This is a genomic window from Micromonospora pattaloongensis (assembly GCF_900107255.1).
Classification (GTDB): Bacteria; Actinomycetota; Actinomycetes; order Mycobacteriales; family Micromonosporaceae; genus Micromonospora_I; species Micromonospora_I pattaloongensis.
Genome location: NZ_FNPH01000003.1, coordinates 159,597 through 181,259 on the forward strand (window position 1 = coordinate 159,597; position 21,663 = coordinate 181,259).

Here is a 21,663-nt window from a genome sequence, read left to right on the forward strand (position 1 = left end):
TTCCCCGGTCATCCCGGACAGACAAGATCGAGAGGGGACAGACGACCGAAAGAGGACAGAAGCGGCGAGTCGCTGTAACGCGCGGGTGCCGGGCGTCGCTTCCGCCCGTGGATCGACAGCGCGCCGGCCGGGCCGGCTACCGGAGGGGCTGGCGGGCCGGCATCGCAGCCCGCTGCCGCGGAATGACCGGCGGCTGGCGGTCCGGCTGCGGCGGCACCGCGGCCGACGCGTGCAGCTGACGCTGGTGCTGGCGCTGGTGCTCGCGGACCCGGTCCTCCCAGGCGTCCTGGTCGGCCCGACCGGGCGGCGGCACCCAGCGGTGCGAACCGTCCGAGTAATGCATGTCGTCATCGCCGCTGCGCAGAATGCTCATGTCCTCCTCACCGTCCCCGGCCGCGCGCGGCCGGTCGTCGTCGTGGTGGTCCCGGCCCACAGGTCTTCCAGCCGCCCGGCCATCACCAGCTGCTCGTACGCCCAGCGCCACTCGTCGCAGCGGCTGCGCTCGCATCGGGGGCACGCGCCGAGCGCCGGATCGTCGGCGTGCGCGGTCAGGGTGTCCCGGTAGTGCCGGACCAGCTCATCCGGCATCGGCTTCGACGCCCCCGCGTACGGCCCGTCCATCACCAGTCCCCCTGCCTGCCGTGCGGTCGCGCTCTCCCGACGGAGGGCTTGGTCACGGGAGTGCCGTGCACCGTCACGGCGCAGTCGGCGTGCTGGCTCTGCCAGGCGCGCAGGCCCTTCTTGATGCGCTCGTTCTCGGCGCGCGCCACCGCCAAGTCGCGGTGCAGATAGCCGAGCTCGTCGGCGACCATCGCGAGGAACGCGTACACCTGCTCGGCCTCCAGGCCGGGGCGGCGGCGCGACGCGGGCGCGAAGCGCGCCCGGCGCACCTGGTCCGGCCCCAGTCGCGTCGCGTTCCGCCTGCCGTACTCGGTCACCGCGCACCCCCGCGTCGTCGCGGCGGCATCGGTCCGACTACCGGCGAGTAAACAATCGAGTGCCCCGGGACACCCGCTGCGGTGGTGGCGAGCGGGCCAATCACGGAGGGCGGCGTCGCGTTCACTACGCGCACCATACGAGCATCGATGGCCGCGCGGGCGGCCGGCGGCGCAAATGATGACAGCGCAACGGATGGTGGAACTTCCACCATCCTTCGGCCTTCCGGATGAGGCGGAAAAATCGCCACAAGCCAGCGGCCGATCGCGACGATCGCTCGCGTATCGGTCGGGTGTGGACGATCCTTAACTGGAATACCTCGGGTTTTGTGCCGGCACGATAAGGCGTCCGGTCGGCAGACCCTCGGGCCGCGGATCGCGCGGCTCATCGCCGGGCTCCGCGGCGCGACAGGTCGGCGCGGGTGCGCGCCGCCAGTTCCTCGACGCGGGCGTCGGAGAGACCGCGCCGGCGCAGCACCTCGCGGCCCCAGCGGTGCAGCCGGCACGGATGCGGCACCCGCTCGTTGCGGCAGACCGGGCCGGCTGGCCACTCCTCCGCCGCGTGCACCACGACCGCGAGCACGGCGAAGTGCTCATCCTCGGCGGTCACATGCACGGGTATCGGAATCTCGCCGAGCGTCTCTGCCGCGTTGATGTGCACGATGCGCTGCATACGCGCCTCCGTTGAGATGGCTGGTCGAGTGGGGCACCGGGACGGGCGGGGTCGGTCAGCTGCGCAGTGGGTACGACCGTTGCCCAGCACCCGCCCCGGGCCGGCTTACGACTCCCGCCGTCATCGACGCAGCGAGAGATGGGCGTCTGCTGTTTCGACGTGCCCCTTCGACACGCCTCGTCGGTGTCACACGTGCAGGGGTTGAGATGCCGGGGCAGCCCTGCTGGACGGGATGCGCTGGGGAGGCGCCCCTGCCAGGAGCAGCCCCGACACCGACCGGGAATCCACCCGAGGGGCGGGATTCCAAGCCGCCGAGCGAGGAGTCCCACGAGGCAAAGCTAGGTGGCTTACTTACCTAAGTCAACATGCTTGTTGTAGCTCCCCTCCTCTTCGTGCTCAAATCAATAAGCCGAGCGAGGAGTTCCACCACCATGACCAGCCGAACTGCCGACTACCTGCGCGTGGTCAACGCGATCACCGAGCAGATCAACAGCGGCGAGCTAACGCCGGGCGACAAGCTGCCCACGTACGCCCAGCTCGCCGAGCAGTACAACGTGAGCGTCTCGACCGCCCAGGCAGCGCTGCGGATTCTCCGCGATCGGGGCCTGGTGGAAGGTCAGCAGGGCAAGTGAACGTTCGTCGCAGGCCGATCCGAGCCGTAAGGCGTCCGCCCCTCTACCCGGTCTGCCCCGGTGTCGTCTCCACGTGGCCACGACCGTTGCCCAGCGCTCCCGCCACGGGCGAACCCGGGAGGATCAGTCATGCCTGCGATCCCGCTGAGCTATACCGGCATCGCTGCAGACATCGCGACGCGGATCAACGCCGGCGAGTACAAGCCCGGCACCAAGCTGCCGTCCTACACCAAGCTCGCCGAGCTCTACTCCGTGTCGTTCTCCACGGCGGCTCGGGCCGTGGCGCTGCTGCGGGACCGCGGCGTCGTCATCGGCTCACCGGGTCGCGGCGTCTTCGTCGCAGATCGCGCCGAGCGGTCAGAGACCACCAGGGCACGCGCTCGAAGTTTTCCGACCGTCCGATGACGAGGCCGTCGCCCGCGCGGTCTCGATGCGGTTGCGTCCGAGGCTCTTCGCCACATAGAGCGCCTGGTCCGCCGCCTCGATCAGCGCCGCCGGGCTCTCCGACCCCAGATACTCCGCGACGCCGCCGCTGATCGTCACGGTCAACGGTTGCCCGCCGATGATGAAGGACGACGAGACGCAGACCTCCCGCATCGTCTCCGCACGCTGCCGCGCCTGCTCGGCGGTGCAGCCGGGCAGCACGAGGAAGAACTCCTCCCCGCCGTAGCGCACCGCGCTCTCCCCCTCCTGGATGAGGGCGGTGATGCGCTGGGCGGTCGTGGCGATCACCTCGTCACCGGCAATATGCCCGAAGCGGTCGTTGATCCCCTTGAAATGGTCAATATCGATCATGACCACGCTGAGCGGACGGCGTTCGGCGGCGGCCAGCGCCACCTCGCGGTCGAGCGCGCCGATCAGGTACCGCCGGTTGTGCAGCCCGGTGAGCGAATCGCGGCTGGCCTGCTCGGCCAGCTCCGCGCGGAGCCGCTCCACCGCGAGCAGCTGCTCACGCAGTTCGTCGTTGGCCGCCCGCAGCTCGTGGCGTTGACGGTTGCGCTCGGTGACGTCATGCACCACCAGCACCCACCCGATCACCCTGTTGGCGCGGTCGGAGAGCGCGCTGTGCCGCACGTTGAGGTCGAACCGCTGCCCGTCGGCGGCCGTGAGGGTGTACTCCGCGTCCGATCCGGCCGACAACACCCGGTCAATGCTGAGCACGTCACGGGCCTGCATGCCGAGGATGCTGGGGGGCGCGTCGGGCTGGAGCCGCCGGAGCAGACGATCGGCGGCGGGATTGAGGTCGAGGACCCGGGAGGACCTGTCGATCACGATGACCGCGTCGCTGATCGTCTCCAGGATCTGCCGGCCGGCAACCGGGACCAGCTCCGGCAACGCCTCCCGGAGCAGCGCCCAGCAACACGCGCCGGCCGAAATACAGAAGAAGACCGGGGTCAGGCCCACGGTCTTGCCCTGCGGCATGTACGACACGGTGATGATGTTGCCGATCACCGGCGGCACGACGGCCACCAGCGGCCAGACGAAGTGCCCCCGGTAGGACCGGGGAGCCTGCAGACAGGCACGCACCAGCGCGAACATCGCCCAGGCCAGCAGCACGTAGCTGTAGATGGTGTGCACCCAGAACGCCGGCCCCGGCTGGGGCGCCAGCAGCGGCGGCGAGCCGGAGAGCACGGCGCCGGCGTAGAACTCACGGTGCCACGTGTTGGTGGCGGCGGTGACGATCGCGAACGCAGGCTCGATCGCCAGCAAAAACGCCGCGGAACGCGACAGTGTCCACGCCCGATCGGCCATGCCCTTCGCGTAGCAGAAGAAGCCGGCGACGCACGCGCAGACGCCGGGATAGATCGCCGTCTCGAACGCGAGCTTCACCTCAAGGTCGGTGGCGAGCACCGAAAGGCACTTCGTCGCCGACCACCAGGCCAGCCCGGCCATCGCCACGGTCATCGCCCCGGCGGCCGGCGTCAGCCGACGGCGCGGCCACATGATCGCGGTCGCGATGATCGAGCCGAACGCGGCGATGCCGAATAGAAGCGCGAACGGTTGGTAACGCACCATCCGCGCCCCCTTCCGAGTCTCGTCCTTTACCGCATCGGCAGCGCCGAGCGCCAGCTGAGCCAATCACGACCGTGCGCCGGGGCGCGCCATGCTCGCGGCGCGCACGTGACAGCTCAGGCGCCACCTCGGCCGCCGTTGCGCGAAGGCGATGCATCCGCAGCGATGTACCGACATTGTTGGTAAAGCCAACGTTGCCGTTGAGGTTCGGAGGTGATCCGTGATCAGATGTGTGGGCCTAGCTGAGAGAACCTCGCATGCCCGCACAGAGATTCGAGCCGCACTACCGGCGGATTATCGCCGACATCAGGCAGCGCATCGCCTCTGGGGAGTGGCCGCCCGGACACAAGCTGCCGTCGACGAAGGCGCTCGCCGACCTGTACGAAGTCGGCAGCCAGTCGACCGTGCGCCAGGCCATCACGATCTTGATCGAGACCGGCGAGCTATACGGCCACCAAGGCCTGGGCGTCTTCGTCACCGACCGCTCGCCAACGACGTAGGCGAGACTCTGCGGGCCCCCGGCGCACACCGCCGCTACACCGAGTGGACTCTCCCCCTACGGCATCTTCGTGAGCTTCGCGGAGCAGTTCGAGCAGGTGTGGGCTACCGTCCAGCCGATGGAGGGCACCAACGCATGAGCCGGCGGGTGGACTACTACAACGACCCCAACGCGCCCGCGGCAAACTCCATCGTGCCGGGCGGATCAGCCCTGGTGGTAGACGACGAGGGGCGCATCCTGATGCAGCGACGCGCCGACAGCGGCAACTGGTCGCTACCCGGCGGAACGATGGAGATCGGGGAAACGCTCGCTGATGCCGTCGTCCGGGAGGTCAGGGAAGAGACCGGCCTGGACGTCGAGACGACGGGCATTCTCGGCGTCTACACCGACCCGAATCACGTCATCGCGTACGCCGACGGCGAGGTACGCCAAGAGTTCAACGTCACGTTCATAGCTCGACCCATCCGCGGTGCCATAGCCGTCAGCGACGAGTCGACAGACGTTCGCTTCATCCCATCAGAGGAGCTACAACGGCTGCCGATACACGAAACCGTCCGGCTGCGCATCCGCCACTACCTTGAGCGCCGAATCGGTCCCTTCATCGGCTGACCCCAGATCACGCTTTCGGTACCCGGCGATTGAAGCGAGGTTTCAAGGCCAGGACGGGTGCGTGCGTCAACGGATCGCGTTACCAGACTCTTTGGGTGATCGATTAATGGGCGCGACGGCGGTAGCTTGCGCGAGTGACCGACCTTGCGCGCGGCGCGTACGACACACTCGTTACGCAGGGGCTGGAGAAGCAGCTCTCGGGCATTGATGGCGAGCTCGTCCAACGGACCGGTCTGGATCCCACCGACGCGCACGAGCTGCTCGCCCGGCACGTCGCGGCCCTCGCCAAGCGTGCGCTCCGCGCGGTTCCGGGGACGGACGCGCAGCGACTCGCCGGTCAAGTCGAGCTCGCCAATCGCATCGCTGCCGCGATCCGCGACGCCTCAGACAGGGTGCTTGACGCCGACGACAACGTCGCGGCCGCGCAGCGCCTCACGGCCATCCTGCACCGTCCCACACCGCCAGCACCCATCACTCCCCTGCCCCGGCCGGAGATTCCGCTGAGCACCGGCGCGCTGCTCGTCAACGGGCGCAATCAGCCGCGGATCGGCCACGAGGTGGCCAAGGAGATGGCCTCCGCCGACCAGGTCGACCTCCTCTGCGCGTTCATCAAATGGCACGGACTTCGCACGCTAGAGCGACCGATCACCCAGCTGCTCGCGCGCGGCTGCCGAATGCGGGTCATCACCACCACGTACCTCGGCGCCACCGACCAGCGGGCACTCGACCAGCTCGCACGGTGGGGAGCGAAAATCAAGGTCTCGTACGAGACGAAGACGACCCGGCTGCACGCGAAGGCGTGGCTGTTCCGACGAGCGACGGGCGCCACCACCGCGTACGTCGGATCGTCGAACCTGTCACGCACGGCACTGCTCGACGGGGTCGAGTGGAACGTACGGCTGTCGGCCATCGAGCAGCCGGACGTGGTCGACACGTTCGAGGCGACGTTCGAGGACTACTGGGAAGATCCGGCGTTCGAGGACTACGACCCGGAGGTCAGCCGCGAACGGCTGCGGGTGGCACTGTCGGCGGAGCGGGGCGGCGGTGGCCTCGACGACACCGCCATCGAGCTGACGACGCTGGACGTCCGACCGTACCCGTACCAGCAAGAGATCCTCGACGACCTGGACGCCGAGCGGAAGGTGCACGGCCGGCACCGCAACCTGGTGGTGATGGCGACCGGCACCGGCAAGACCGTGGTGGCGGCGCTGGATTACCGGCGACTGCGGCGCGACGGAAAGGTCGGCACGCTGCTCTTCGTCGCGCACCAAGAGCAGATCCTGCGGCAGAGCCGGTCCGTGTTCCGGCAGGTACTCCGCGACGGCAGTTTCGGCGAGACGCTGGTCTCCGGCGAAAAGCCGCGCGAATGGCGCCATGTGTTCGCGTCCGTGCAGTCGCTGAACCGGCTCGACCTGAGCGACCTCGACCCGGCCCACTTCGACATGGTGATCGTCGACGAGTTCCACCACGCCGAGGCGCCCACGTACGCGCGGCTTCTGCGGCACCTGACACCGCGCGTGCTGCTCGGCCTCACCGCCACCCCCGACCGCGCCGACGGCCGGGACGTGCGGCAGTGGTTCGACGGACACACCGCCGTGGAGTTGCACCTGTGGGAGGCGCTGGAGCGGCAACTGCTCGCGCCGTTCCAGTACTTCGGGCTACACGACGACGTCGACGTGTCGCGGGTGCGGTGGACGCGCGGGCGAGGCTACGACCAGGCGGAGCTGAGCAACCTCTACACCGGCAACGACGCCCGCGCGAGGATCATCCTGCAGCAACTGCGCGACAAGGTCGACGTACGCCGGATGCGGGCTCTCGTGTTCTGCGTCGACATTGCGCACGCGGAGTTCATGGCCGACCGGTTCCGGCGGGAAGGGATCGCGGCGCAGGCGGTCACGTCCCGCCCGGGGGGCGTCGACCGGCGGGCCGCAGTCGAGGCATTGGCAGCCGGACGCGTGCAGGCGCTCTGCACCGTCGACCTCTTCAACGAGGGCGTCGACCTGCCCACCGTAGACACCATCCTGCTGCTGCGGCCGACCGAAAGCGCCACGATCTTCCTGCAGCAGCTCGGCCGCGGGCTGCGGCTCGCCGACGACAAGCCCTGCCTGACCGTCCTCGACTTCATCGGCGCCCAGCACGCCGAATTCCGCTTCGACCTGCGGTTCCGCGCGCTCACCGGCACGAGCCGGCGCGCGCTGGCCCACGCCGTGGCCGACGACTTCCCGACGCTGCCGAGCGGCTGTCACATCGAACTCGACCGGGTCGCGAAGGACGTGGTGCTGGCCAACCTGCAAAGCGCGCTGACCACGCGTACGCGGGACCTGGTCGCCGAGTTGCGACGGCTCGGCGCCGACGTGACGCTCGGCGAGTTTCTTGCCGAGACGGGGCTGGAGATCGAGGACGTCTACCGGCGGAGGAACGTCGGGGGCTGGTCGGGGCTGCGCCGGCGCGCCGGGTTTGACGCGTCGGATGGCGGCGCGGACGATGCGGCGATCGGCGCGGCGATCGGGCGGATGCTGCACGTTGACGACCCCGACCGGCTTGAGCAACTCCAACACGTGGCGCGCGGTGAGCGACCGGAGGATCCGCGGCTGCTGGCCATGCTGCACCACGCGCTGTGGGGCGGCTCGACGCCCATCGACGTCGAGTCATCGTTGGCGCGGCTGTGGGCACACCTGGCGCGGTGCAGCGAGCTGAGCCAGGTAGCCGACGTGCTGCGGGCGCGCATCCCGCGCGTGACCTGGCCCCTTCCGTCGCCGACGGTGCCACTGCGCGTGCACGCCCGCTACAGCCGCGACGAGGCGTGCGCCGCGTTCGGCGTGCCGAACCCGGCGGCGCTGCGCGAAGGCGTGAAATGGGTGGAGTCCGAGCGAGCAGATCTGTTCTTCGTGACGCTCGTAAAGACGGAGGCGCACTATTCGGCGACGACGATGTACCAGGACCGCGCGATCACACCGGAGCTCTTCCAGTGGGAATCGCAGAGCACGACCGCGTCGACGTCACCGACCGGCCAGCGCTACATCAACCACGCGGCACGCGGCTCGACCGTGCACCTCTTCGTACGCGAAACCAAGATGGCGGACGGCGACCTGGGGGCGCCGCCGTACCTGTACGCCGGACCGATGACATACGTGAAGCACAGCGGGGACCGGCCGATGCGGATCGTATGGCGACTGGAAAACCCGCTTCCGGCCGACGTCTTTCACGCCGCTCGGGTCGCCGCCGCATAGCCGGGCGGGGGTCGCTCCGGCGGTTGCGGTCGGGATTTCGCGTCTGCCAGCACGCGCGGCAATGGCTTCATAGCGTGTGACTTAGCCGGACGGGAGTCGACTTGATGGCCGCGATATGAGCCAAGACCGACTGGTTCGCTTCCCAGCCGTCGGGGAACTTGACGGGCACGTTGAGGTGGACGGGCTCGGTCGATGGGTGCGCGTCCAGCAGCTCCGCGATCCCCTCTCGCGCCACCACGATGCACGCGTGCCGGTGCCGTGACGTCAGCACGCACAGCCGCCCCGACTCCAGGTGGAACGCGGTCGCGTCGCGCCGCCCCGACAACGGGTGCAGCACCACCGTCACGTCGTACTCCCGACCCTGCAACCGGTTGGCGGTGTCCACCGTGATGCCCTCGCCGGCCGCGCCGAGCCGCGCCCGGATCGCCGCGACCTGGTCGCGGTGCGCCGCCCCGATAGCGATCCGCGACGCGTCCACCGGCGCAGACTCCCCCGACGACACCGCCACGGTGCCCCGCTCCAGCACCCGCAGCGCGAGCGCCGCGCACGCCGACGCCGCCTCGGTGTCGGTGCGCAGCGTGTGCCGCGCGGGCAGCTCGTACAGCGCCCACCCCGACGACGCAGCCAGCTCCACCGCCGCGTCCACCGCGTCTCCCGAACCCGGAGCCGACAGGTGCAGCAACCGCTCGTCAGCCGTCGTCCCGGCCCGGAAGCCGGTGAACGGATAGAACGCCTGCGCGATCACCGGCGCCGCCGACGCGGGGAGCCGCCACGACACCGGCAGCCGGTGCACGGGCAGGTCGGGGTTGTGCCGCAGCAGCACCGCCACCGCGCTCTGCATCGGATCCCAGGTCAGTCCGGTCCAGCGCGACGTCTCCACCGTCGAGAACGGGTCGAGCTGGCCGGGGTCCCCCACGAACAGCGCCCGCTCAAACCGGCCGGCGACGCGCAGCAGGGCATCGGAGCGCATCTGGTACGCCTCGTCGACGATCGCCCACGGCCACGAGCCGTCCGAGACCATCGCCCACTTGGCCGCCGTACCGATGATGACGGCCGCACCACCGAGCTCCGCGACCTTCGCCGCGACCGTCACGGTCGCGTGCCGGGAGACCCGCTCCGAGGGTACGTAGTCCGTGGCGGACAGCCGGCCGATGGCCAGCTCGGGGGCTTTCTGGGCCAGCCGGTCGATGAGGTCGTCGACCTGCTCGTTGGTCTGGGCGATGATGATCAGCGACTCGCCGGCGGCGGCCAGCTCGACGGCCGCGCGGACCACGAGCGTGGACTTGCCGGCCCCCGGCGGGGAGTCGACCACGACCCCGCGGTGAGCGCCGGAACGGAGGTCGTCGAGCACGGCGGTGACGACCCGCTCGGCCTCGACGGCGGGCGGCAACGTGAGTCCAACGGCCACGTGGTCCCCTCCCCTTGTTTGCCGACGGTTCCCGGCACATTACCGGCCGCGAGGGCCACAATCACGCCTGTGCAGCACGCTTAACTGACGGATCAGTCCGTACAGCGTCAGGCGTCCGACGAGCGTGCCGAAACATCACAGCGGGAGCAACCCGGCCATCGGCGCCGCTCGCTACCCAAACGGATCGAAACAGTCGCCCTGACGGTCACCGTGCGGGATATCGCCGTGCCACAGGGTTACCCGCCATGGCAAATGTCGATATGGTGTCGGCTCCCCCACCCCTCGATCAGTAGGACGCCTCATGGGCTTTATTCGGGAGATGCAGCGGGCACACGCGCGGCAGGTACGCGCGCAGCAACGGGCCCAGGCCGCTAGCGTGCGTCACCACCAGCAGATGCGGCGCGAAGCAGAGCGCGCGATGCGGGCCGCACAGCGGGCGAGTGCGGCAAACGAGCGAGAACGGAAGCGGCTGTACGCCGAGGCACGCGCCGCGGAGGTCGCCGCAGAGAACGCCGACCTGCAGGCGCATCTGGAGGAGCTGGAAACGCTGCTCGCCGCCACCCTCGCGGTCGACGACCACATCGACTTCGCTCGACTGAAGAAGTCCGTCACGCATCCACCGTTCAACCCGGGCGATCTCGGTACGCCACTTCCCCCACCCGACTGGCGGCAATTCGAGCCGCCCGCGCCGGGCATGCTGAGCAAGATGTTTGGCGGGCAGGCGAAGTACCAACAGCAGTTCGCCGCCGCCCAACACGCCTTCGCTCAAGCGCAGGCACAGCACCAAGCGGCCGAAGCGGATCGTCAACGGCGGCTAACGGCAGCGCACCACCGATATCAGAAGAAGTGCGAGAAGGCCGCGGAGGAGGTCGCCGCACACAACGCCGAGATCGATCGGTTTGCCGGGGCGGTCGCGGCTCGCGAACCCGCGGCGGTCGTGGACTACTTCGGGATGGTGCTCGGCAACTCCGTCTACCCGGACGACTTCCCCCAGCACTACCGCCTTGCGTACGTGCCCGAGTCGCGGCAGCTCGTCGTCGAATATCACCTGCCGACGCTCGACGTCATTCCGGGTGTGCGCGAGTACCGGTACGTGAAGTCGCGGGACGAGGTGACGACGCTGGCCCGCCCCGCCAAGGAAATCAAGGAGCGGTACACGAACGTCGTCACGCAGGTGACATTGCGTACCGTGCACGAGCTCTTCGAAGCGGACCGCGAGCGGCTGATCGAGACGGTGGTGTTCAACGGCATCGTCGACACTACCGATCCTCGCACCGGAGCCTCCGTCCAGCCGTGTCTGGTGACGCTGCGGACCACCCGCGAAACCTTCACCGCGCTCAACCTCAGCAAGGTCGACCCGGCCGCGTGCCTCCAGCACCTCAACGCCGCCGTCTCGAAGCGACCGGAGGCACTGGCGCCCGTGCGCCCGGTACTGGAGTTCGACATGGTCGACAAGAGGTTCGTGGACGAGGTGGACGTCCTGGCGGACCTCGACCAGCGGCCCAACCTGCTCAAGCTCACCCCGACCGAGTTCGAGAGCCTCATCCAGAACCTGTTCAGCAAGATGGGGCTGGACACGAAGCAGACCCGGCCGTCGCGCGACGGCGGCGTGGACTGCGTGGCGTTCGACCCACGGCCGATCTTCGGCGGCAAGGTCGTGATTCAGGCGAAGCGGTACCGCAACACCGTCGACGTGTCGTCGGTGCGCGACCTGTTCGGGACGGTCCAGAACGAGGGCGCCTCCAAGGGCATCCTGGTTACCACGAGCGGCTACGGGCCGGCGTCCTTCGAGTTCGCGTCGGGAAAGCCGCTGGAGCTAATCGACGGGTCGAACCTGCTCTACCTGCTCGCGGAGCACGCGGAGGTCAATGCGCGCATCGACCCGAGCGAGCTGGACTGAGCGATGCCGCAGACGGTTCGACCACCAGAACGCGCTCTCATCTATCACTTCACGCATATCCGGAACATTCCGTCGATTCTGGCAAGGGGCAGGCTGGTCGCCGACAACTTCGTAGGTGAATGCCTTGTCACCGATGTCGGAGATGTCGAGATAAAGGCCAACCGGCGGTCGCGACCGGTGGAATGCGGACCGGGGGGCGTAGTGGCAGACTACGTGCCCTTCTACTTCGCACCGTGTTCCCCCATGATGTACAAGATTGCGTGCGATCACCGTGACGGAGTCCCGGGACGCTACCCAGGCGGGGACGATCCGTTGGTCTACCTGGTCAGCTCAGTGGATCGGGTCGAGGCTGCGGGACTGCCGTGGGTTGCCAGCGATGCCAACTGCGCCTCCGCACTCACCCGCTTCTCGTCCTCGGTTGAGGAGCTCGCAAAGCTCATCGACTGGCCCCTGATGCAGGAGAAGATTTGGAAGAGCACGGACGAAGATCCTGATCGCAAGCGTCGCCGCATGGCTGAGTTCCTGGTTCACCGGGAGTTTCCGCTGGAGATTGTGGCAGGCTATGTCGTCCGCACGCGGGAGCGGAGACATGAGTTGCAGCAGGTCCTGACGGCGGCGGGCACGAACGACGTCTACGTTGATGTCAGACCCGACTGGTACTACGGGTACAGACGACGGGAGGTGGAGACATGATCATCACGAGTCACGGCAACCTGCTCACCGCCGAGGCCGAAGCCCTCGTCAACACCGTCAACACCGTCGGCGTCATGGGCAAAGGTATCGCGCTGCAGTTCAAGCGGGCATTTCCCGCGAACTACACGGCCTACCGTGCCGCCTGCGCAGCCGACCAGATAAAGCTCGGCAAGATGTTCGTCTTCGACTCAGCCCTGGTAGGCCCTCGCCGCTACGTGATCAACTTCCCCACCAAGGGGCACTGGCGGTCACAGTCGAAACTCACCGACATCAGGGCGGGCCTTCACGATCTCGCTCGCGTCATCCGCGAACGGAATATCAAGTCTGTCGCGATCCCCGCCCTCGGCTGCGGGAACGGTGGACTCGATTGGGAAGAGGTGCGCCCACTCATCGAGCAGACCTTCCGCGACCTTCCCGACGTCCGAGTGTTGGTCTATCCACCCGAGGGAGCGCCCGACCCGGCGGACATGCCCGTCGCGACACCTCGACCTCCTCTCACTCCGGGAAGAGCTCTGCTGCTCCGGGCAATCGAGCGCTTTCTGGCACAGGCGCGCACTCTTGCGCCGAGAGAAGGCGTGACGGAACTAGAGATCCAAAAGATCGCATACTTCCTTCAGGTTCTGGGCCAGCCACTTCGACTTTCATTCAGCCGCGGCCGATACGGCCCTTACGCGGACAACCTCAACCACGTCCTGGAACTGCTTGAAGGCCACTACCTCGTGGGGCACGGCGACCGGTCTGCCAGAGTCGAAGAGCTACGGCCCATCAAGGTCACGGCAGAAACAAGCGAAGCCGTGAACGCCTGGTTCGACTCGCACGATGCCGAATTTGAAGAGACGCTTGAGCGGCTCGCTCGACTCGTCAAAGGGTTCGAGACTCCCTACAGTCTCGAACTACTCGCCACCGTGCACTACGCCGCTGAGCGCCAGCCGCCGACCGCCGACATCGACGAGCTGATCGAACGAGTCCAGACGTGGAGCGGGCGGAAGGCGAGACTGTTCACGCCGGACCACATCAAGATGGCCTTCCAGCGGCTCGCGGCCGCCGACCTCCTCCCCGCCGCCGTTCGTTAGCGCCGAGTTCGGCAGAGCATGTGCCCCCAGATCCTTCTCGGGTCATCCGCCATCACCCGCACTTGACCATCAAGGCGGTTCGGCGCGGCGGTTGACGCCAGCGCCCACGCTCACGCGGTGCTGGCCCCCGGCGCGCGCAGTTCGCTGAACGAGTACGGGGGCCACGGGCCCAGGAAGCGGATCTGCGCCGCCGGCTGCTCGTCCTGGATCCGCGCCAGCTCGGCCCCCAGCTCCTGCACTCGGTCGCGGTGCACGAGCAGCGCCGCGGACAGCACCGGCACCTGCCCCTCCGCCCGGCCGCCGCGCCGCCCCTCGGAGATGTCCTCGGCCAGGCCCACCAGCCGCCGCCGGTACTCCGGGTAGACGCGGTCCGCCACCGCGTCGACGGCGTCGCGCTGCAGCTTCTCCAGCCGCTTGGTCAGCAGCCGGCGTACCCCGGCGGGCTTGCCGTCCAGCTCGGCGGCGAGCGCGCGTACCTCCGGCTCATCCTGGGCGGCCCGGTCGCGGTCCAGGGTGATGTCCACGCGCAGCTCGACCCGGTCGCGCAGCGCGTCGAGTCGTCCACGCAGCTGCACCGCGCTGTCCCGCAGCCACCCGCGCAGCGTCTCCGTGGCGGTGCCCTCGTCGCCGGCCCGGACGAGCACGTTGAAGGTCATCGGGAGGGCGGTGCCGGTGATGTCCCAGGCGCGCTCCACCACCGCGCTGTGCTCCAGGATCCAGCGTTTCGCGTCCTCGTCGGGCCCCTGGTAGGGCCCGGAGGTCGTTTCGTGGACGACCGCGGCGACGCCTTCGGGGACGTCGACCAGCCGCAGCGGAGCGCCGTCGATGCCGGTGCCGAGCGCGTCGGCGGCGAGCCCGGCCGGCAGGATGGCGTACACGTACAGGTCGGGGGCGGTCACCGCGTTCCCCGTTCGGCCTCGTCGGCCCACCGGGCCGGGTTGATCAGCTTGTCCACCACGTCGTCGACCACGTCGTCCAGGCCGGAGCGTAGGTCCTGCACCGATTGCGTGATCCCGTGCTCCGCCTTGATCTCCTCCATCGCCTCGTCGAGCTCCATCAGCGCCTCGCCGAGCCGGTTCTGCTCCTCCTCGGTGAGGTCGCCGCCCTCCAGCCGCCGCACGGCCTGGGTCTCCAACGCCTCCTGGATGATCTCCACGAGGGTGACGACGAGCGTCAGGACGCCGTGTTTCAGGCTCTTCTCGTCAACGGTGAGCGCCAACCTGCACCTCCGTGAGCTCGTGCCGCGGGGCGCCTTCCGGCACCGTCTCCCGGATCAGCGCCGCCCACTCCGTGGCGTCGTCCGGGGCGAGCAGCACCGTGTCGTCGCGGGTCGCCACCGCCATCACCACGCTGTCTCCGGCGGGCGTCCGGGCCGGCCGGAGCTCCACCCCGGTGATGTCGCGGGGCGTGAGGTTCACCGCCGGTCGACCGTCCAGAGGGGACCGCCAGGTCAGCCCCGTACGCCGGTCGAGCCGCGCGGTCCCGCCGCGCCAGACCGCGGAGCCCGCCCGCCGCTCCTGGTACCAGGCGTGGCTCTCGCGCAGCGGCGCGGCCGATGCCGCGATCGCCCCCGCACCCGGCGGCCCGCCGACCCCGCGCAGGTGGCGCCGCACGAGATTCAGCAGCCGCTCCGGGTCCGCGGTCGACAACAGGTGGTACGTCCCGTCGACCAGCTCCACCCGCAGGCGCTGGCGCTGCTCGCCGCCCACCGCCCGCTCGCTGTGCAGCCCGGCGGTCCGGATGTGCTCCCACGGGGCCTGCCAGAGCAGCTCCGCCGGCTCCCGCCGGAAGACGAACAGCCGCCGATCGGTGAGGTACACGGTGCCAGGGCGCCACGAGTGGTGGAAGTCGTCGGCGTACACGCCGCCGGGCATCCGCGCGACGACGTCCTCATCCGGCAGCAACGGCACCTGCCGGGCGATGGAACGCCGCACCGAGGCGCGGGTCTTCTCGTCCCACTGCCGCATCATGCCGTACTCGAGCATCGTCTCCATCCCGGCGAGGGTGGCCCGGAGGTTGACCCCGATCAGCGGGATGTCGGCGACGGTGATGATCAGATCCAGGTTGAGGTAGACCCCCTTGTTCAGCAGCACCTCGACGAGGTCCGGCAGGGTGACGCGGGGGTCGCGGGTGGGCTGCAACGACGCCGGCTCAGCCATCGGGATGCCGCTCCCGCAGCTCGTACGCCGACGCCTGCGGCGCCGTGCGATCCGCTGGCTCCGCCTCGAGCTGCGGTTTCGACCGCTCCGCGCGCAGCGACCGCGCGCTGCGCCAGCCGCACCACGGGCACGACTCGTCCAGCAGCTCCTGTGTCGCGACGCGCTTGCCGCACCCCGGGCAGCTCTCCCGGGCCTCGACCGCCTCCCGCCACGCGGGGGTGTCGGTGTCGGTGCCGGACGGGAACTCCAGCCCGTACCGCGCGGCGGTCTCGAAGGACGCCAGCGCGGCCCTGATCCGGATGCCGAGCAGCTCCACGCCGCCCACCGAGACCATGATGTCCGCGTTGAGGACCAGGCCGCGGTCCAGGAGCGTCTCCACCACGTGGGCGAGCGTCCCCTCGCTGTCGCGCTGCGGCTGCAGTGACTGCCTCACGGTCTCGCCTCCGATCTGCCCCGTGCGCCCGGTATGTCGGTGGCCCGACTACTACCGTCCGTGCTCGCACCGGAAACCTCGGCGTGCGCGGTGTCACCGGAAATGCTGGTCAGAGCCGCGTTGACCGAGCGACACGCAGCACTGGCGCGTCAGCTGACCCGGGCCAGAAACGACCGCACCTGCTCGCGCGCCCGCTCACCGATCTCCGGGCCGTGCGTGAACGCCGCGACGTCGTACTCCAGCTCGCCCAGCACGTGCGCGGTCTCCTGCGTCATCCGGAAGTCCGCGCAGAAGAACGCCGGCGGCCAGCGCATCCCGGCCACGTTGAACAGCGCGTCCCCGGTGATCAGCACCCGGGTCGGCTCGTGCAGCAGCGACACGTGCCCGGGCGAGTGCCCCGGCGTGTGCACCACGCGCAGCCCGCCGGCGACGTCCAGCACGTCGCCGTCGGCGAGCAGCTGCCCGACCTGCACCGGCGGGAACGTGCCGCCGGGCAGCCGGCTGAACAGCCGCCCCGACGCCAGGGACTGGTCCGGGGTCGGCGCCCGGCCCGCCTCGGCGTACGGCACGTCGGCGGCGTGCACCGCCAGCGGCGCCCCGGTGCGGCGGGACAGCTCGGCGGCCCCGCCGGCGTGGTCGGGGTGGGCGTGGGTGAGCACGATCCGGGTGACGTCGGCCGGAGTCTTGCCGATCGCGGCGAGCCCGGCGACGATCCGCGCGGGCGCCTTCTTCACCCCGCAGTCCACCAGCGTCACGCTGCCGTCGTCATCGACAAGGGCGTACGAGTTGACGAATGCCCGGCCCACCGTCGGAATCCGCCACACATCGGGAGCGACCTGCACCGCCGCCGCGCGCACCATAGACGGCAGTCTACGTCGCTGCCCACACCCACAACTGCACGCGCGACGCGAACAGGTGGTCAGGAGACGGGGACCGGGACGGGGGCGCGGCGGCGCAGGAGCGTCGCGGTGAGCAGGACCGCGGCGGCCGCGAGACCGGCCAGCGACCAGAACACGGTACGCAGGCCAGTCGTGAAGCCCGGATCGGCCAGCTGGCCGGCGGTGGTGGTGGCGAGCACCGACCCCACCACCGCGATCGCGATCGTCTCGTTGGCCAGCCGCGCGGTGTTGAGCATGCCGGCGGCGGTGCCGGCCCGGTCGGGGGCGACGCTGCCGATCGCCTCGCCGTCGAGCATGCCGATCGACAGGCCGTTGCCGACCCCGATCGTCAGCAGCGGCCCGGCCAGGGTGAGCACGTCGGCGTGCGGCCCGAGCACGGTCAGCCAGGCCGCGCCGAGCGCGATGACGCCGACCGAGGTGACCACGATGGCGGACGGCGGGATCCGGCGGATGAGCACGCCGGTCAGCAGCGGCAGCACCAGGGTGGGCGCGGTCAGCAGGATCATCGCCGCGCCGGCCTCGGCGGGACTCCACCCGATCACGCGGGTGAAGTACGACGGCAGGTAGACCAGCAGCGGCACCACGACGGAGACGATCGTCGCCGCCGCGACGCACATGCCGAGGAAGCGCGGGCTGGCCAGCAGGCCGAGGTCGAACATCGGATCGGGGCGGCGGCGCTCGACGCGCACGAACACCCCGAGCAGCACGACCGCCCCGACGAACGCCGCGACGATCAGCGGGTCGCTCCAGCCGCGCACGGGCCCCTCCACGAACCCGGAGATCACCAGCAGCAGCGCGGCGGTGAACGACGCCGTACCGGCCCAGTCGATCCGGCGCGTCGTCGCCTCGCGCGACTCGGGCAGCAGCGGCACCAGCGCCAGCACCACCGCCCCGAGGATCGCCGGGACGGCGAAGACGGCCCGCCAGCCGAACGCCTCGATCAGCAGCCCGGCCAGCGACGGGCCGAACGCCAGCCCCGCCCCGAGCACCGTGCCGAAGACCCCGAACGCGCGTGCCCGCGCCCGCCCGTGGAAGGTGGCGGCCAGGATCGCCGACGCGCTGGTCGCCGCGGCCGCCGCCCCGATCCCGCCCAGGGCGCGCACGACGTCGAGCAGCACGATGTCGCCGGCGACCGCGCTCAGCCCGCCGGCCACGGTGAAGATGCCGACGCCGGCGGCGTACACCCGGCGTCGGCCCAGCAGGTCGGCCAGCGAGCCGGTGGCCAGCATGAAGCTGGCGAAGGTGGCGTTGTAGCCGTTCACCACCCACTGCACGGAGGCGAGGTCGGCGTGCAGGTCGGCGCCGATCTGCGGCAGCGCGATCGAGGCGCCGGTCAGCGTGAGCGGCAGCAACAGCGTGGACAACAGGATGGCGGCCAGAACGACCGCCGGATGATGGCGCAACGACTCTCCCCCGGTGATGACGTTCCCAGTCTGCCGTGCGAGGGCGTCCCCGCACCCGGGACCCACGACGGGCGCCGTGGCCGTGCACGCTCGCTCCCGGCGTTCACGGGCACTCCGTGATCACGGAACCCAGTTGGCAAGATCACTTTGCGTAGCCGGATGGGGGGTTGAGGCGTTTGATGGGTGAGCGAGTCTGGTCCGGCGTCGACTGCGACGGCGACCGGCCACCGACGGCTCACCGCATCCGGCGCATCAGCACCGCCGGTAAAGCGGTCCGGGCGGGGCGGCGTCATGACACGGGACGCGGCCCCGCCCACAACCGCGACGCCAGCGAACCCTACGACCAGTCCTCGGTGGCGTCCCGTTCCGTCGGGACGTGGTCGGTGGGCGGGCCGCCGTGAGTCCAGGGGGTCTCCTCGCGCGCCGGGAACGACGCGCCCGGCCGGTACGCCTCGCTCAGCGTCGTGTACGTGATCCGCTCCCCCACCTCGGGCACACTGCCCGGCGGCGGCGTCAGCGACCGCCCCATCCCGCCTGAGAGCTCCAGCACCACCTCGGTCTTCGCGCCGTCCGGCGCCGGCGTCACGAACACGACGGTCCCCTTCTGCGACGGCCGCGCCGGCGAGTACAGCGCGGCGCCCGGCGCCATCAGCACCGGATCCGAGGTGAGCACCATGATCCGGGGACGGAGCACGGGCCGCTTGCCGGTGTCGTCGACCCGGTCCGGCTTGGCCATCGTCACCACCCCGGCGAACGCCTCCCCGGTCAGCCGGTGGCCGGCCATCACCAGCGGATCGTCGTAGGCGCGCTGCGCCGCGTACGACGCCTGCGCCCGTTCCAGCCGGTCCAGGCGCTGGGCCGCGGCGACCGCCCCGTCCCGGCGCGGCTGCGGGTAGCTCTCCTCGGATTCGACGTAGTTGGCGTAGTCGGTGAACGCGTCCCGGTCGGCCGCCCACCGTGGCTCGACCCGGGCGCCGGGCGGCAGCGCGCGCAGCAACGCGACGCCGCGCCACATCAGCTCCCAGGTCGGCTGCAGCTGACCGCGCAGCAGCCTTTCCAGCTCCGCGTACGCCAGCAGCCGCGCCCCCTCGTCGTCCAGCGCGGCCTCGTAGGCCGCGATCGCCGGGGCGAGCCGCTCGTTGTCGAAACCCGGATCGGTGACCGGCCCGGCCGGCGGCCAGATCGCCGGGTCCTCGGCCTCGGCCGCGGCGACGACGCCGGAGACCCCGGGCGGCGGCGAGATCCAGCCGAGCAGCGCCGCCAGGTTCTGGTCCTCCATCGCGCTCTGCCCGGTGGCCCAGTGCAGGGTCAGCGCGTCGGTCATCGCCAGCAGCGTCGACGATCCGGGGTGTTCGGCGCGGTCGGCGAGGAAGGTCAGCCAGCGCCCGAGCAGCGGCACCGACGGGTGCACCGGATAGTCGCCGTCGGTGCGGCGGAACCGCGTCGAACGGCCGAACAGCCGCACGAAGCTGATCCCGGCCGCGTTCGGCACCAGCAGCTGCGGGGCGTCGACGTACCGGTGCCTGACGTCCCTGCCGCGGTCGATCGGGACGGCCTCGGCGACGCCGCGGAGACCATCCACATAGGGCAGTAGCTCGGCGGCGAGCGCGGCGGCGAAGGCGAAACGCTGGTCGCGGTTGCGCGGCTGCGGCACGATCAGCAGCCGCGGGTGCTCGGGGTCGGCGCCGACCAGGGCGGCCAGCGGCGCGTTGGCCTCGCCGGCCATGGTCAGCGGGACGAAGACCAGCGGCCGGTCGGCCAGGTGCAGGTGCCGCACGGTGGCGATCGGCTGGGCGGCCCCGGTCGCGAGTGCCTGAGCCCGGGCGAGCGCGGTGAGCGTGCTCATGACAGCGCCTCGGCGCGCAGCCGCGCCGCGGTCCGCAGCAGCGCGGCCGCCTCCGCCTGCTCCTCGGTCGGGGTGCGGTCGCCGGCGGCGAGCGCCAGCACGACCTCGACGGACTCGATTCCGCCGAGCTCCTCGCGCACCGACTTGCCGAGCGCGGCGGTCGCGCCGGCCGCCTCGTGCCGGCAGAAGTACGCGAGTTCGCAGGCGCTGAGGCACTCCGGCGCGTACCGGGCCTCGACCGCGGCGAGCGCCGCGGCCAGCTCGGCCGGGGTGCGGGTCGGCGCGCCGGCGGTGTCCGGGGCCAGGTCGAAGCTCAGCGCCTCCGGCACCTGGTCGAGCAGCGCGTCGATCCGGGCCATCCGGGACAGCTGCCGGCGCAGCGTGCCGAGCTGCTTGCGCACGTCGAGCAGGGCCGCCGTGGGCCGGTTGGAGAAGTCGCGGGGGCAGACGAGTACGACGTTGTGCGAGACCAGTTCCGGGTCGTGTCCCGCCTCGGTCAGCAGCTGGCGCAGCGCGAGCACGTAGACGGCGGCCTGGGTGGCCGCGGCGGAGACCTTGGCCGGGTCGGCCTGGTCGTCGATGACGGCGAACGACTTGATCTCCACGACGTGGAAGCGCCCCTCGACCTGCAGCGCGATCAGGTCGGGCTCCAGGTAGACGGGCTGGCCGGCGACGTCGAGCCGCAGCAGCGGGTGGTCGAAGAGCAGCCCCGCGGCGTCGGCCCGGCCGGCGGCTCCGGTCAGCAGCTCGCGGGACCGGGCGTGCCGCGCCTCGGGCCCGTCCGGGCCGTCCGGCGCGTCCGGGGTGTCCAGGTCGTCGTAGGAGACCTCCGGGATCGGCAGCCCGAGCCGCTCGCGCAGCAGCCGCAGCAGCTCGGCCGCGCCGTCGGCCTTGACCTGCGCCTCGAAGACGTTGCCGCGGGCGATCGCGAAGCGCGACTGCCCGGACTGCGCCGGGAACCCGACGTGCGCCGCGATCCGTTGCTTGTCGACGCCGGCGCTGTCCAGCACCGCCCGGCGGGTGCAGCCGGGGTTGCCGGTCAGCGCGGCGATGGTGCGGGCGTTGTGCCGGCGCGGCGGGACCGGGCCGCGCAGCCGCGCGAGCCGCTGCTCGAGTTCAGTCACGCGCGCCCACTTCGACCGGATTCGCCACGCCAGCACGGTACAAGCCGCGCCGCGGCGATGACCAGGTGACGCGCGTGAACCCCTCACGTCCGCGCCGGGACTGCCGATCCTGCCAGGGTCAACCCTGGAACCGC

The 21,663-nt window shown here is 70.5% G+C and carries 22 protein-coding genes; 8 read left to right on the forward strand and 14 right to left on the reverse strand.

Going from position 1 to position 21,663, the window contains the following annotated elements:
• Positions 1-136: 136 nt before the first annotated feature.
• From BLW47_RS10145 to BLW47_RS10160, 4 genes are all read right to left on the reverse strand, one after another.
• On the reverse strand, positions 137-373 hold the full coding sequence (locus BLW47_RS10145; RefSeq protein WP_091554901.1) for a hypothetical protein: 237 nt from the start codon (positions 371-373) through the stop codon (positions 137-139).
• Positions 370-621 (reverse strand): hypothetical protein, encoded by a 252-nt coding sequence (locus BLW47_RS10150; RefSeq protein ID WP_091554903.1) that lies wholly within the window; start codon positions 619-621, stop codon positions 370-372. The genes BLW47_RS10145 and BLW47_RS10150 overlap by 4 nt, the downstream gene beginning before the upstream one ends.
• A complete protein-coding gene (locus BLW47_RS10155) occupies positions 621-938 on the reverse strand; it encodes a DivIVA domain-containing protein (RefSeq protein WP_245736571.1) in 318 nt (105 codons plus the stop codon). Before BLW47_RS10155 ends, BLW47_RS10150 begins: the two co-directional genes overlap by 1 nt.
• 382 nt (positions 939-1,320) lie before the next feature.
• Positions 1,321-1,608 (reverse strand): hypothetical protein, encoded by a 288-nt coding sequence (locus BLW47_RS10160; protein WP_091554905.1) that lies wholly within the window; start codon positions 1,606-1,608, stop codon positions 1,321-1,323.
• A gap of 431 nt (positions 1,609-2,039) precedes the next feature.
• On the opposite strand from BLW47_RS10160, the gene BLW47_RS10165 reads away from it, so the two are divergent.
• A complete protein-coding gene (locus BLW47_RS10165) occupies positions 2,040-2,240 on the forward strand; it encodes a winged helix-turn-helix domain-containing protein (RefSeq protein WP_091554907.1) in 201 nt (66 codons plus the stop codon).
• Between the two features lie 129 nt (positions 2,241-2,369).
• Positions 2,370-2,645, forward strand: coding sequence for a winged helix-turn-helix domain-containing protein (locus tag BLW47_RS10170; protein WP_091554909.1), 276 nt, complete (start codon positions 2,370-2,372; stop codon positions 2,643-2,645).
• On the opposite strand, the gene BLW47_RS10175 is transcribed toward BLW47_RS10170, so the two are convergent.
• Complete coding sequence (locus BLW47_RS10175) at positions 2,598-4,256, reverse strand: histidine kinase N-terminal 7TM domain-containing diguanylate cyclase (RefSeq protein WP_091554910.1); 1,659 nt, start codon at positions 4,254-4,256, stop codon at positions 2,598-2,600. The two genes, BLW47_RS10170 and BLW47_RS10175, sit on opposite strands and share 48 nt — an antisense overlap.
• A gap of 254 nt (positions 4,257-4,510) precedes the next feature.
• Between BLW47_RS10175 and BLW47_RS10180 the strand changes: the two genes are divergently transcribed.
• The 3 genes from BLW47_RS10180 to BLW47_RS10190 all read left to right on the forward strand — a co-directional run bounded on the left by BLW47_RS10180 (position 4,511) and on the right by BLW47_RS10190 (position 8,591).
• Positions 4,511-4,753, forward strand: coding sequence for a GntR family transcriptional regulator (locus BLW47_RS10180; protein ID WP_091554912.1), 243 nt, complete (start codon positions 4,511-4,513; stop codon positions 4,751-4,753).
• Positions 4,754-4,887: 134 nt separating this feature from the next.
• Complete coding sequence (locus tag BLW47_RS10185; protein ID WP_091554914.1) at positions 4,888-5,361, forward strand: NUDIX domain-containing protein; 474 nt, start codon at positions 4,888-4,890, stop codon at positions 5,359-5,361.
• Positions 5,362-5,495: 134 nt separating this feature from the next.
• Positions 5,496-8,591 (forward strand): DEAD/DEAH box helicase, encoded by a 3,096-nt coding sequence (locus BLW47_RS10190; protein WP_091554916.1) that lies wholly within the window; start codon positions 5,496-5,498, stop codon positions 8,589-8,591.
• 67 nt (positions 8,592-8,658) lie between these two features.
• Here BLW47_RS10190 and BLW47_RS10195 read toward each other — a convergent pair whose 3' ends face one another.
• On the reverse strand, positions 8,659-9,999 hold the full coding sequence (locus tag BLW47_RS10195; RefSeq protein ID WP_175543578.1) for an AAA domain-containing protein: 1,341 nt from the start codon (positions 9,997-9,999) through the stop codon (positions 8,659-8,661).
• Between the two features lie 394 nt (positions 10,000-10,393).
• Between BLW47_RS10195 and BLW47_RS10200 the strand changes: the two genes are divergently transcribed.
• Genes BLW47_RS10200 through darG form a run of 3 tightly spaced genes read left to right on the forward strand, consistent with a single transcriptional unit; the run spans position 10,394 to position 13,665 of the window.
• Positions 10,394-11,899, forward strand: a complete 1,506-nt coding sequence (locus tag BLW47_RS10200; protein WP_245736572.1) for a restriction endonuclease — start codon at positions 10,394-10,396, stop codon at positions 11,897-11,899.
• A gap of 3 nt (positions 11,900-11,902) precedes the next feature.
• The gene (gene darT / locus BLW47_RS10205; RefSeq protein WP_091554922.1) at positions 11,903-12,592 is read left to right on the forward strand and encodes a type II toxin-antitoxin system toxin DNA ADP-ribosyl transferase DarT; all 690 of its coding nucleotides are present in this window, start codon (positions 11,903-11,905) and stop codon (positions 12,590-12,592) included.
• Complete coding sequence (gene darG, locus BLW47_RS10210; RefSeq protein WP_091554924.1) at positions 12,589-13,665, forward strand: type II toxin-antitoxin system antitoxin DNA ADP-ribosyl glycohydrolase DarG; 1,077 nt, start codon at positions 12,589-12,591, stop codon at positions 13,663-13,665. Before darT ends, darG begins: the two co-directional genes overlap by 4 nt.
• 110 nt (positions 13,666-13,775) lie before the next feature.
• Here the strand turns inward: darG and BLW47_RS10215 are convergent, their stop codons facing one another.
• The 8 genes from BLW47_RS10215 to BLW47_RS10250 form a co-directional block, all read right to left on the reverse strand.
• Entirely contained in the window at positions 13,776-14,564 is a 789-nt protein-coding gene (locus tag BLW47_RS10215) for a GvpL/GvpF family gas vesicle protein (RefSeq protein ID WP_175543579.1), read from the reverse strand.
• The gene (locus BLW47_RS10220; RefSeq protein ID WP_091554927.1) at positions 14,561-14,884 is read right to left on the reverse strand and encodes a gas vesicle protein K; all 324 of its coding nucleotides are present in this window, start codon (positions 14,882-14,884) and stop codon (positions 14,561-14,563) included. Before BLW47_RS10220 ends, BLW47_RS10215 begins: the two co-directional genes overlap by 4 nt.
• Positions 14,868-15,824, reverse strand: coding sequence for a gas vesicle protein (locus tag BLW47_RS10225; RefSeq protein WP_091554928.1), 957 nt, complete (start codon positions 15,822-15,824; stop codon positions 14,868-14,870). Before BLW47_RS10225 ends, BLW47_RS10220 begins: the two co-directional genes overlap by 17 nt.
• The gene (locus tag BLW47_RS25785) at positions 15,817-16,257 is read right to left on the reverse strand and encodes a gas vesicle protein (RefSeq protein ID WP_281247251.1); all 441 of its coding nucleotides are present in this window, start codon (positions 16,255-16,257) and stop codon (positions 15,817-15,819) included. The genes BLW47_RS10225 and BLW47_RS25785 overlap by 8 nt, the downstream gene beginning before the upstream one ends.
• Positions 16,258-16,406: 149 nt before the next feature.
• Complete coding sequence (locus BLW47_RS10235; RefSeq protein ID WP_091554930.1) at positions 16,407-17,117, reverse strand: MBL fold metallo-hydrolase; 711 nt, start codon at positions 17,115-17,117, stop codon at positions 16,407-16,409.
• Between the two features lie 59 nt (positions 17,118-17,176).
• Positions 17,177-18,559 (reverse strand): MFS transporter, encoded by a 1,383-nt coding sequence (locus BLW47_RS10240; protein WP_091554932.1) that lies wholly within the window; start codon positions 18,557-18,559, stop codon positions 17,177-17,179.
• A 337-nt stretch (positions 18,560-18,896) separates the two neighbouring features.
• Positions 18,897-20,405, reverse strand: coding sequence for a hypothetical protein (locus BLW47_RS10245; RefSeq protein ID WP_091554934.1), 1,509 nt, complete (start codon positions 20,403-20,405; stop codon positions 18,897-18,899).
• On the reverse strand, positions 20,402-21,529 hold the full coding sequence (locus tag BLW47_RS10250; protein WP_091555739.1) for a hypothetical protein: 1,128 nt from the start codon (positions 21,527-21,529) through the stop codon (positions 20,402-20,404). The genes BLW47_RS10245 and BLW47_RS10250 overlap by 4 nt, the downstream gene beginning before the upstream one ends.
• Positions 21,530-21,663: the final 134 nt, after the last annotated feature.